Origin of the sequence: uncultured Sphingomonas sp. (assembly GCF_964235535.1) — a bacterium.
Lineage (GTDB): Bacteria > Pseudomonadota > Alphaproteobacteria > Sphingomonadales > Sphingomonadaceae > Sphingomonas.
On the sequence record NZ_CAXSBH010000016.1, the window covers coordinates 40,759 to 50,832 of the forward strand.

At 68.4% G+C, this 10,074-nt stretch carries 11 protein-coding genes and 1 pseudogene; 3 read left to right on the forward strand and 9 right to left on the reverse strand.

What is annotated here, in order from left to right; all coding sequences use genetic code 11:
- The first annotated feature begins 106 nt into the window (after positions 1–106).
- A complete protein-coding gene (locus ACFE7F_RS07240; RefSeq protein ID WP_375403172.1) occupies positions 107–871 on the forward strand; it encodes an ABC transporter permease in 765 nt (254 codons plus the stop codon).
- On the opposite strand, the gene ACFE7F_RS07245 is transcribed toward ACFE7F_RS07240, so the two are convergent.
- The 7 genes from ACFE7F_RS07245 to ACFE7F_RS07275 all read right to left on the reverse strand — a co-directional run bounded on the left by ACFE7F_RS07245 (position 868) and on the right by ACFE7F_RS07275 (position 7,785).
- A complete protein-coding gene (locus ACFE7F_RS07245) occupies positions 868–2,706 on the reverse strand; it encodes a M61 family metallopeptidase (protein ID WP_375403173.1) in 1,839 nt (612 codons plus the stop codon). The genes ACFE7F_RS07240 and ACFE7F_RS07245 overlap by 4 nt on opposite strands.
- 60 nt (positions 2,707–2,766) lie before the next feature.
- Positions 2,767–3,498 carry a CPBP family intramembrane glutamic endopeptidase gene (locus tag ACFE7F_RS07250; RefSeq protein ID WP_375403174.1) on the reverse strand — a complete coding sequence of 244 codons (732 nt, stop codon included), beginning with the start codon at positions 3,496–3,498 and terminating at the stop codon, positions 2,767–2,769.
- Entirely contained in the window at positions 3,495–4,466 is a 972-nt protein-coding gene (gene glpX / locus ACFE7F_RS07255) for a class II fructose-bisphosphatase (protein WP_375403175.1), read from the reverse strand. Before glpX ends, ACFE7F_RS07250 begins: the two co-directional genes overlap by 4 nt.
- 84 nt (positions 4,467–4,550) lie before the next feature.
- Complete coding sequence (locus ACFE7F_RS07260) at positions 4,551–5,054, reverse strand: imm11 family protein (protein ID WP_375403176.1); 504 nt, start codon at positions 5,052–5,054, stop codon at positions 4,551–4,553.
- 158 nt (positions 5,055–5,212) lie between these two features.
- Positions 5,213–6,133, reverse strand: a complete 921-nt coding sequence (locus ACFE7F_RS07265; protein WP_375403177.1) for an AHH domain-containing protein — start codon at positions 6,131–6,133, stop codon at positions 5,213–5,215.
- A gap of 109 nt (positions 6,134–6,242) precedes the next feature.
- Positions 6,243–7,001, reverse strand: a complete 759-nt coding sequence (locus tag ACFE7F_RS07270) for a hypothetical protein (RefSeq protein WP_375403178.1) — start codon at positions 6,999–7,001, stop codon at positions 6,243–6,245.
- Positions 7,002–7,044: 43 nt separating this feature from the next.
- The gene (locus ACFE7F_RS07275; protein ID WP_375403179.1) at positions 7,045–7,785 is read right to left on the reverse strand and encodes a Crp/Fnr family transcriptional regulator; all 741 of its coding nucleotides are present in this window, start codon (positions 7,783–7,785) and stop codon (positions 7,045–7,047) included.
- Positions 7,786–8,151: 366 nt separating this feature from the next.
- On the opposite strand from ACFE7F_RS07275, the gene ACFE7F_RS07280 reads away from it, so the two are divergent.
- Positions 8,152–8,316 (forward strand): hypothetical protein, encoded by a 165-nt coding sequence (locus tag ACFE7F_RS07280; RefSeq protein WP_375403180.1) that lies wholly within the window; start codon positions 8,152–8,154, stop codon positions 8,314–8,316.
- Positions 8,313–9,089, forward strand: a complete 777-nt coding sequence (locus ACFE7F_RS07285) for a Crp/Fnr family transcriptional regulator (protein ID WP_375403181.1) — start codon at positions 8,313–8,315, stop codon at positions 9,087–9,089. The genes ACFE7F_RS07280 and ACFE7F_RS07285 overlap by 4 nt, the downstream gene beginning before the upstream one ends.
- A gap of 16 nt (positions 9,090–9,105) precedes the next feature.
- On the opposite strand, the gene dapD is transcribed toward ACFE7F_RS07285, so the two are convergent.
- Both dapD and ACFE7F_RS07295 read right to left on the reverse strand, forming a co-directional pair.
- On the reverse strand, positions 9,106–9,906 hold the full coding sequence (gene dapD / locus ACFE7F_RS07290) for a 2,3,4,5-tetrahydropyridine-2,6-dicarboxylate N-succinyltransferase (protein WP_375403182.1): 801 nt from the start codon (positions 9,904–9,906) through the stop codon (positions 9,106–9,108).
- Positions 9,903–10,074 (reverse strand): annotated as a pseudogene (locus ACFE7F_RS07295) (pyrimidine 5'-nucleotidase); the annotation flags it as partial. The gene dapD and the pseudogene ACFE7F_RS07295, both read right to left, overlap by 4 nt.

Sequence of the window (10,074 nt, forward strand, 5' to 3'; positions counted from 1 at the left end):
GACTTGTTCCGGGATCCATCGTGGTGCGCGCCCCCCGGCCTGCTGGTTCGGACACCGATGGACCCCGGAACAAGTCCGGGGTGACGAAGATGGGAGAGTTCCGCCCATGACCAACTGGCATGGCGTCTGGGCGATCTACCGCTTCGAGATGGCGCGCGCGCTGCGCACCCTGTGGCAGAGCCTCGTCACGCCCGTGCTCACTACCTCGCTCTATTTCATCGTGTTCGGCGGCGCGATCGGCAGCCGGATGCAACAGGTGGACGGCGTCGATTACGGCAGCTTCATCGTGCCCGGACTGATCATGCTGTCGCTCCTGACCCAGTCGATCGCCAACGCGTCGTTCGGCATCTACTTCCCCAAATTCAGCGGCACGATCTACGAGCTGCTCTCCGCGCCCGTATCGCCGTTCGAGCTGGTGCTCGGCTATGTCGGCGCCGCAGCGACCAAGTCGGTCGCGCTCGGGCTCATCATCCTCGCCACCGCCGCGCTCTTCGTGCCGCTCCGGATCGAGCATCCGCTCGCGGTGATCGGGTTCCTGCTCCTCACCTCGGTGACGTTCAGCCTGTTCGGCTTCATCATCGGCGTGTGGGCGAACGGGTTCGAACAGCTCCAGATCGTCCCTGCGCTGCTCGTCACCCCCCTCACCTTCCTTGGCGGCGCGTTCTATTCGATCGACATGCTGGCCGAGCCCTGGCGCACCGTCAGCCTGTTCAACCCTGTCGTGTACCTAGTCTCCGGCTTCCGCTGGAGCTTTTTCGGGCAGGGCGACGTGGCGGTCGAGATCAGCCTGGCCGCGACCGCCCTGTTCCTGCTCCTGTGCCTGGCCGCGGTGTCCTGGATATTCCGGACGGGGTGGCGGCTGAAGAACTAGGACCCGCCCAGCCACGCGGCCCGGAACGCGCGCTGCGCCGCCGTCACCGGAACGTCCGCCGTCTCCATCCGCACGACCTCCACCGTCGGGTCGGCGACCGGAACCAGCGTCGCCCGCCGCTCCCGCCCGCGCTGGCGGAACACCAGCTCGACCCGCGCGCCCGGGCGCAGCCGCTCCAGCGCCGCCGACCAGCCGCCCGCGTCGGCGATCGCCGTCCCGCCCAGCGACGCGACCACATCGTCGCGCTCCACCCCCGCCGCATGGAGCGGGCTGCCCGGCATCGGCGGCTCGGCGAGCGTCACCCCGCCCGCGCCGCCGGTGACCCGGCTCGCTCCCAGCCAGGCCCGCCCCGGTCGCGTGGGGCGCAGCAGCAGCCCCGCCTTTGCCAGCAGCGGCGCGAAATCGGGCAACGCCGACCCATCGATCGACCTCGCGAAGAACGCGTCCGCGAACGCCCGGTCCCCCGTCGCTTCCGCAAGAGCGCGGCGCAGGTCGTCCGGCGTATAGGGCGTCTCCGTCTCCCCGTACGTCCGCCACAATCGGCGCATGAAGTCGTCGAGCGACCGGCCGGGGAAACGCTCCCGGATCGACAGGTCGAGCGCCAGCGCGACGACCGCGCCGTAACTATAATATGATACGAAGATATGCGGGTTCACCGGATCGATCGACCGCGCCGCATCGACGAACGGCGCGCGCAGGCTCATCTCGCGCGGGCCCCCATAGGCCCGCGCGGGCGCGTTCAGGACGGCGTTCAGCCCGCTTCCGAGCGCGGCCAGATAGGCGTCGACCGGCTGCTCGCCCGCCCGACGCACGGCCAGCGGGCCGTAATAGGAGGTGAAACCCTCCGCCAGCCACAGCGAGGGCGTCGGATTGGCGCGGGTGAAATCGAACGGCTCAAGTTCGGCCGGGCGGATGCGCTCGACGTTCCAGCTATGGAAGAACTCGTGCGACAATGTCTGGATCTGATCGAAATCCGCCTCGGCCAGCGACCGCGCGTCGGTGACGATCGTCGAATTGCGGTGCTCCATCCCGTCGCCCGTCACCCAGGGCAGGTAGTCGGCGATCACCGTATAGCGTCCGTGATCGAAGCGCGGCGGCCCGCCGAATACCGCGAGCTGCCGGTCGATCACCCGCCGGGCTTTGGCCGCGAACCGGTCCAGGTCGACATCTGAGCCCCCATGGTGGACCGCGAGCCGGATCGTCTGCCGCCCCGCGCCCTCCCCCACCGTCCATTCGCGTACCCGGAAGTCGCTGAGCTCGGTCGGGCTGTCCATGAGATACTGCAGGCCCGGCGCCCAAAAGCTGTTCGGCTCGCGCCCGTCCGGCAGCTGCGTCGCGATCTTCCATTTCGGGTCGGGCGCGTGGAAGCGGACCCGGATCGGTCGCTCGTCATAACCCACCGCCCACAGGAAGGTGGCGGGCATGTTCAGATGCGCATGTGTCGCGTCGATCTGCGCATAGGTCCCGTCCGCCCGGTCGCCATATAGCGTGTAGGTAACGGTCGCCGTTCCGTCATGCCCCGCCACCGACCAGCCGTATGGGTCCGCGCGCGTCACCGCCAACGGCCGCCCCGCGCCGTCCACGGCGGAGACCGAATAGACGTTTTTGGCGAACTCATGGAGCGCGTAACGCCCGGGCGAGGACCGCGCCATCTGGAACCGCACCGGCCCGGCGCGTAGGTCGCGATAGGTGACGGCGATCCGCGCCTCGTGATGGACCGCGTTCGGGAAGCGCACATCGTACTGGATCGGCCCGCCGGATCCCGGATCCTGAGCCCGCGCGCCGCTCGCGCCAGCGAGCACCGCCCCCGCCAGCATCCACGCGCGCGCCCTCATACCCGTCTCCGACCCCTATTCCCACCCATGTCTAGCGCGAAGCCGACCGGAGGTAAGCCCTTATGCGGCCCGGCCCGCCCGCATCGCCAGCCAAGGCCGGATCACCAGCGCGTTCAGGTCGATCGCCGCGTGGCACGCCATCGCCAGCCACAACGACCCGCTCGCCAGATACACCGCGCTCAGCAGCAACGCGACCGCGCCGGTCACCGCCATCCCGACCGGCCCCTGATAACGGTGGACCGCCCCGAACGCCGCCGCCGCCAGCCCGAAACCCAGCCACGCCGACCCGCATACGATCGCGATCAGCAGCGGCAGCGCCAGCCGGAAATACATTTCCTCCGCCACCCCCGCCGTTATCGCAAGCAGCGCGGCGGCGGGCAGCTCGTCATACGCCCGAGGCAGGCGCGGCGGTCGGCCGATCTCGATCAGCCCCCGCCCGCGCCGCAGCCGCCACCATGTCAGGACCGCGCCCAGCAGGAGGCCGCTGGCCAGCCCGAGCAGCACCGGCCCCGGACTGACGACGCCCCACGCCCGCGCGGACGCTGCAACGGGCGCGAACTCGGCCGGCAACGTCCATATCGCCCCGCCGCGCCCGATCAGCAGCAGCGCACCCAACGCGGGCAGGCCCAGCGCGATCCATAGCCGGACCGCCCAGACGCCGTACGGCGCACGACCCGCCATTCGGGGCACCAGCCGCGCCGCCAGGCTCGGCCAGCCCAGCGCCCGCCCCGCCACCTGGACCGCCGCTACCGCGAGCAGCGCCCAGGCGAGCCATATGTCTCCGGGCGTCAACCGATCCGGTGCTCGCCCTTGACCCAGCGCACCGTCCCGGACGAGGCGCGCATCACCACCGACTCCGTGGTCATGATCTTACCGCGCCGCTTGACGCCGTCGAGGAGCGATCCGTCGGTGACGCCCGTCGCCGCGAAGATGCAGTCGCCGCGCGCCAGTTCGGTCAGGTCGTACTGCTTATCCAGGTCGGTCACGCCCCACTTGGCCGCGCGCCCGCGCTCGTCGTCATTGCGGAACAGCAGCCGCCCCTTGAACTGCCCGCCGATACACCGCAGCGCCGCAGCCGCCAGCACGCCCTCCGGCGCGCCGCCCGATCCCAGATAGATATCGACCGTCGTCTCCGGATTGGTCGTCGCGATCACCCCCGCCACGTCGCCGTCGCCGATCAGCATGATCCCGCAGCCCACCGCGCGCAGTTCGGCGATCAGCGCCTCGTGGCGCGGCCGGTCGAGGACACAGGCGATGATCTCGTTGGGCTCGACGCCCTTGGCCGCCGCCACCGCGCGGACATTTTCGGTCGGCGAGCGGTCGAGGTCGATCACCCCCGCCGGATAACCCGGCCCGACCGCGATCTTGTCCATATAGACGTCGGGCGCGTTCAGCAGCCCGCCTTCCTCCGCGATCGCCAGCACCGCCAGCGCGTTGGGGCCGGCGGTGGCGCAGATCGTGGTGCCCTCCAGCGGGTCGAGCGCGATGTCGATGCGGGGCCCGGAGCCTTGCGCGGAGCCGACCTTCTCGCCGATGAACAGCATCGGCGCCTCGTCGCGTTCGCCCTCGCCGATTACCACCGTGCCGTCGATCGGCAGGTCGTTCAGCGCCTCGCGCATCGCTTCCACGGCGGCGGCGTCGGCGGCCTTTTCATCGCCGCGCCCGGTCAGCGTGGCGGCGGCGATCGCGGCCGCCTCCGTCACGCGCACCATCTCGAGTACGAGCACGCGGTCGAGGACGTTTTCAAGTTCGGTCGGCATCGGCTTCTCCCTGTCGGGATCGGCGTTATGCGCCGGATGTGACAGGGGCAAGCGCGAGGTTACATCCGCCGGCGGCGGGCGCAGTCACAGGGTCTTGAGCGTTATCGTCCCATCGACCTGCGCATGATCGCTGGTGATGTCCTGAAACTCCACATCGGCGACGCCCGACCGCAGCACCCGCTCGGCGAACGCGTCGGTGGCGATGATCCAGGGTGAGTGCGCGGCGTGGAACAGCGGCACGTCGGGCACGAAGTCCTCACGCCAGTAGATGCGCTGTTCGGGCTTTCTGATAACCGTCTCGCGCATCTCGGGCCGCCCGAACTCCACCGGCAGCATGACTCGCTCGTGAGCTACGCGGTTCAGGTCGATCAACTCGCGCGTGTTAAGGACGTTCATGACCATGTAATCGCGCGCGCAGGCGGCCGCCGAACTGCGGCTGCTGTCGACGGGCAGATATTCGACCACATCCGGGCCGAGCGCGAGCGCATCGCGGAGCTCGGCGGAGACGTACTGTATCCCCCAATGCAGCAGGTTGGGCGCAAAATCGGGATGGGTCAGGCGCAGCAACGGAACGGGCATGCCCGTCATGGAACCTCCACCCCGCGCATTGTACACATGAAGGAAGTCGATGATAGCTCGTCGATTGTCATCCGCGAATGATGGCGGCGTACTGTCCCAGCCATCAAGCTGGCCTTGCAGCGCATCACCTGTCTGACCGAACAGCCAAAGCATTTCCTGCATTACGCCTAATCCACCCGTGGCCAGAAAGGAGGTGCCTGGTCGCTGAGCTTGGCGCGCCATTGCGCCTCCAGCCCTTCCAACTCGGACCTGATCCGTGCAGGTGTCATCGTCGCGCCGTTTAGACGAAGGTTTGAGAGACTGTTACCTACATCGGCACTGTAATTGGGATGCGACGAGCTGTGCATCGGGAACACTCGATTGTTTGGTAGCGCGAGGAACGTTGCCCGGTCCGCCGGGAGCGCCATCAGGTTCTCCGCCGAGTCCATCCTCCAGCCCGAACGAGCTATGGCGAGCTGGACGGGGACGGGCAGCTTGGCGATTTCCGCGAACGGGATCAGGTGGTGCGCCTGCCAGTTCTGCATGCGCGTGTGCGGCGCGAGTTGCGCGCGGGCGGCGGCGGAGTTCGTACTGAGCGAGGGCGCGACCGCCGAGCGTCGCTCGACGACCTGCCCGCCCGCGACCGCGTCGTTGGCGATCCGCGTCAGCGCCGCCTGCGAGGACGAGTGGCCGCGCTCGGCCAGGAGCGCGGTGCCCGGATGCGTGCGCTCATAGGCCATGATCGCGTGCGCCGCGCGCTCCAGCGTCGGGCCGGAAAAGCCCGCCCGGCTGAACAGCGGCGCGTTGTAGGTCGCCCAGACATAGGCGCGCGCCGCCAGCAGGTCGGTCGCGTCGTTCCGGTCCAGCCGGAACCGGTCGATCGCGTGGTCAACCTGCCGGTATTCCGACCAGCCCCGCAGCATCTGCAGTACCTGCACCGCCGTCGCGATATGCCCGCCGGGCAGCCGCACCGAGCCGCGCGGGACGGGAGTGCTCGCCGGAGCCGCGTTCGCTTGGGCGAGCCACAGCCGGTCGCCGACCAGGCCGGGCGGCAGGCCGCCGGGAGTCGAACCATCGACCGGCCGAGGTGTGACGTAGCCGAGCGACATGGAACGTTCCTTTCCGAATCATCCTGAGCCACGGGCATAACCGATTGAGCGACCCCGCGCCCTCCGCGAATCGCGGAGGCAGCCTCCGCGTTTTGCGGAGGCGCGCTCCCTACCCGATCGCCGCCAAATGCGCCGCGACGTATCCGTTCACGTCGCCGACCAGCGATCCGCCGAAGCGCGGGTTGAGCTCCAGGATGCGGGGCCGTCCGTCCTCAAGCTTGTAGTTGAAGCAGCACGTCCCCTCGAACCCGGTCGCGTCCAGCACCGCCACGCACGTCGCCCATGCCGGCTCCGGGTCGGCTGGATGGATGCCAATCGCCGCGCCCGCTTCGCCCCGGATCGCGAGCGGCTCGCCCATGTCGTACCGGTAGCAGAGCGAATAGCGGACCGCCCCGTCGATGCGGAGCAAATGGAGGACATACTCGTCCGCCCCCGCCACCGCGGCCTGCGCGAACCCGTCCGGCACGGCCGCGTCGTCGCCCGGCCCGCGCACCATCCGGATGCCCGCCCCGAAATCGCCCCGCCGCGCCTTGCGAACGAAGGGGTAAGCGTCCGTGTCGTCGGGCAACAGCGCAGGCACCACGTCGCCGAAGCCGAGCTCGATCAACCGCCGGTTGAACAGCAGCTTGTCATCGCACAATTCGACCAGCGCCGCGTCCGGCACCACCGCGCGGCGGCGATCCGCGTTCGCGGCCCGCGCGGCCGCGAATTCCTCCAGCCGGAGCGGCACGACCAGGTCGAAGGGCGCGAAGTCCGCATCCGCGAACGCCCCGAAGCTCACATCGAAGCGGGCATGGTCGATCAGCCGTTCGATCGCGGGCCGCTGCGTGGCGTGCTCGCCGAATATGATGCGGGGTCGGGCGGTCACGCGCTGCTCTCGGTGGTCGGGCGGAACGCGCCGCGACCGCGCGCTACTCGGCGGCGACGGGCAAGTCACGCCCCAGCGGGCCGATCAGCCGGCGATACTCGGCCTCCGGCACGCCGTAGGCGTCGCCGGCCAGCTCCTGCAGCTTGTCGCGGTCGAGGATGATGACGCGCCCGCGCTTCGACCGGATCATCCCGGCGCCCTCCAGGACATGCAGCGTGACGGTGACGCCGCTGCGCTCGGCGCCGATCATGAGGCCCATGAACTCATGGGTCAGCGCGATCTCGTCCTCGTCGACGCGGTCGTGCGCCATCAGCAGCCAGCGTGCGAGCCGGGCTTCGATCCGCTTGTGCGCGTTGGTGGCGGTACTCTGCGCGCTCTGGACGAAGCACGTCTGGACGTATCGCAGCAGGGTCGTCCTCAGCGTCTCGCTCCGCCCGACCGCGTCGAGATAGGACCCGGTGTCGATGCGGAGCCCGGCCGGTCCGGCGACCTGCATGAAGGTCTGGTGCGGGGATCGGTCGGTCCCCAACAGCAGAAAGGTGGCCGACACGCCTTCGCGCCCGAAGATGCCGACCTCCGTCCGCGCGCTCGACGCTATGTTCGATACGATCGAGCCGACGCCGCTTTCCGGAAAATAGACATGCTCGGTCGGCTTGTTCGCCGTGACCAGCACCAATTCCCGATCGAGCGGAGCCCGGCTGAAATGAGGTTGCAGCAGCGCGAAATCCTCATCCGACAAGGCGCTCAGCAGGGTGTTGGCGGTAAAGGATCGGCTTGGTCGCATGGTGGTTCGCTCGGTTCATTCGGGCGGAAGCGCAGTGTTCTTCATCTGCTCGCACCGTGTGGAGTGGCGATCGACCCAAAGCATATCAGTAAGCTGAGCGTATAAATTGATGTTTCGATTTGTGCGTCATCGCACACTTCTTTTTACTCTTGAGAGTAAATGATGTATCTTAAGATGGTTACGATCGAATGAAGTAGCGCGATACGAACAGGTGCTTAGCGAGCAACATCACCTGGGAATGGCCCCTCTAAATCGTACTTATCCACGTCGATTGTTGCCCAGACCACAGCGAGGAGTTCGCATCTTCCGCGAGCGGGATGTGGCGATATGTGCCGGTTTTGTTGCAGTGCTCATGAAGGACGACAGATGTTCAGGAACGATCGCGATTATTTCCAGTACCGCGCCGAGATCGAGGTCCAGCGCGCTCAGGAAGCCACGGTGTCTCGCGTAGCGCAGGTGCATCATCAGTTCGCCGAAGCGTATCTCGGCAAGCTCGCCTCGAGCGCTCCCACCAGGACGGAGATCACATGATCGAAAATCTCCGGTTCGGACTTTCGCCCGTCGCCCGCGCGACGTCGCGTCCGTCATCACCGTTGTCGGGCACGCGCCTGTCGACCTCCCCCTTCCTCTCGCCGGGTGAACTGCACGCGCTCGAAGGGATCGTATCGCCCGCGCGGTCGGTCCGGCGCGGCACCGACCTGATCGGCGAGGGGGAGCGTCCGGATCAGCTCCTGATCATCGCCAGGGGATGGGCGTGCCGGTCCACCACGACGCCGCGGGGCGACCGTCAATATCCGGCGCTGCTGGTCCCCGGCGATATCGGCAATCTCGACTCGCTGCTGCTCGACCGGCTCGATTACGACGTCAGGACGCTCACGGACGCATTGGTCACCGCCATGCCGCGCGACCGCGTGCTGGCGCTGATCGCGGAACATCCCGGCATCGCCCGAACCTTCACCTGGCTCGCGCTCGTCGAAAACGTGACCTTGAGCAAATTGACTCTGTCGCTCGGCCGGCGGTCTGCCAGGGAGCGGTTGGCGCATCTATTGTGCGAACTCAGCGCGCGCCTGGGCGGCGAGGTCGGCGACGAAAGCAGCTTTTCCTACCCGTTGACGCAGGAGCACCTGGCCGACGCGCTCGGACTCACCCCCGTCCACGTCAACCGCGTGATGCAGCGCCTCCGCGCCGAGGGCGTGATCGCGACGGGGCTCCGGACGATGACCGTTCCGGACATGGGGCGGCTGCGCGAGATCGGCGGGTTCGACCCGGCCTATCTGCACCTGCGGTCGCCGCAGGACGCGTAGGCGCGGGGCCGCCCGCTCAGTCGCGAAGCAGGTCGTTGATGCTCGTCTTGCTCCGCGTCCGGGCGTCCACCCGCTTGACGATCACCGCGCAATAAAGGCCGAGGTTGCCTCCACTCGAACCCGGGACCACGACCGAATAGGGTGGGACATAGCCGCGATGGACCTCGCCGGTCGCGCGGTCGATGATCTTGGTAGACGCGCCCAGATACACGCCCATCGACAGCACCGCCCCCTCGCCGACGCGCACGCCCTCGGCGACCTCCGACCGCGCGCCGATGAACGCGCCGTCCTCGATCACGACGGGGTCGGCCTGCAGCGGCTCCAGCACCCCGCCGATCCCCGCGCCGCCCGACAGATGGACGTTCCGCCCGATCTGCGCGCACGAGCCGACCGTCGCCCAGGTGTCGACCATCGTCCCCTCGCCGACATGCGCGCCGATATTGACGAAGCTCGGCATCAGGATAGCGCCGCGGCCCACGAACGCGCCGCGACGAACGACCGCGCCCGGCACCGCGCGGAAGCCCGCGTCCCGGAACGCCGCCTCGTCCCACCCGGCGAACTTGGACGGCACCTTGTCGAATGCCGGGCCGGGCATGACCATATTGTCGTTCAGGCGGAACGACAGCAGCACCGCCTTCTTCAACCACTGGTTCACCCGCCAGCTGCCCGTCCCGTCCGGCTCCGCCACGCGCGCCTCGCCCCGGTCGAGCATCGCCAGCGCCGCCTCCACCGCGTCGCGCGTCTCGCCCGTCGTGGCGAAACTCAGCTCGCCCCGCGCCTCCCAGGCGGCGTCGATCGTGGCGGACAGGTCGGTCATGCGGTCTCCAATATCTCGTTCAGCCAAGGCCCGAGCTCGGCGATGCGATAGTCGATGCCGTCGGGCGTCGTCCCCGGACCCTGCTCCGATCCGTTATCGACCCACACCGTCGTCATGCCGATCGCCTTGGCGGGCGGCAGGTTGCGCGCCATGTCCTCGACGAACAGC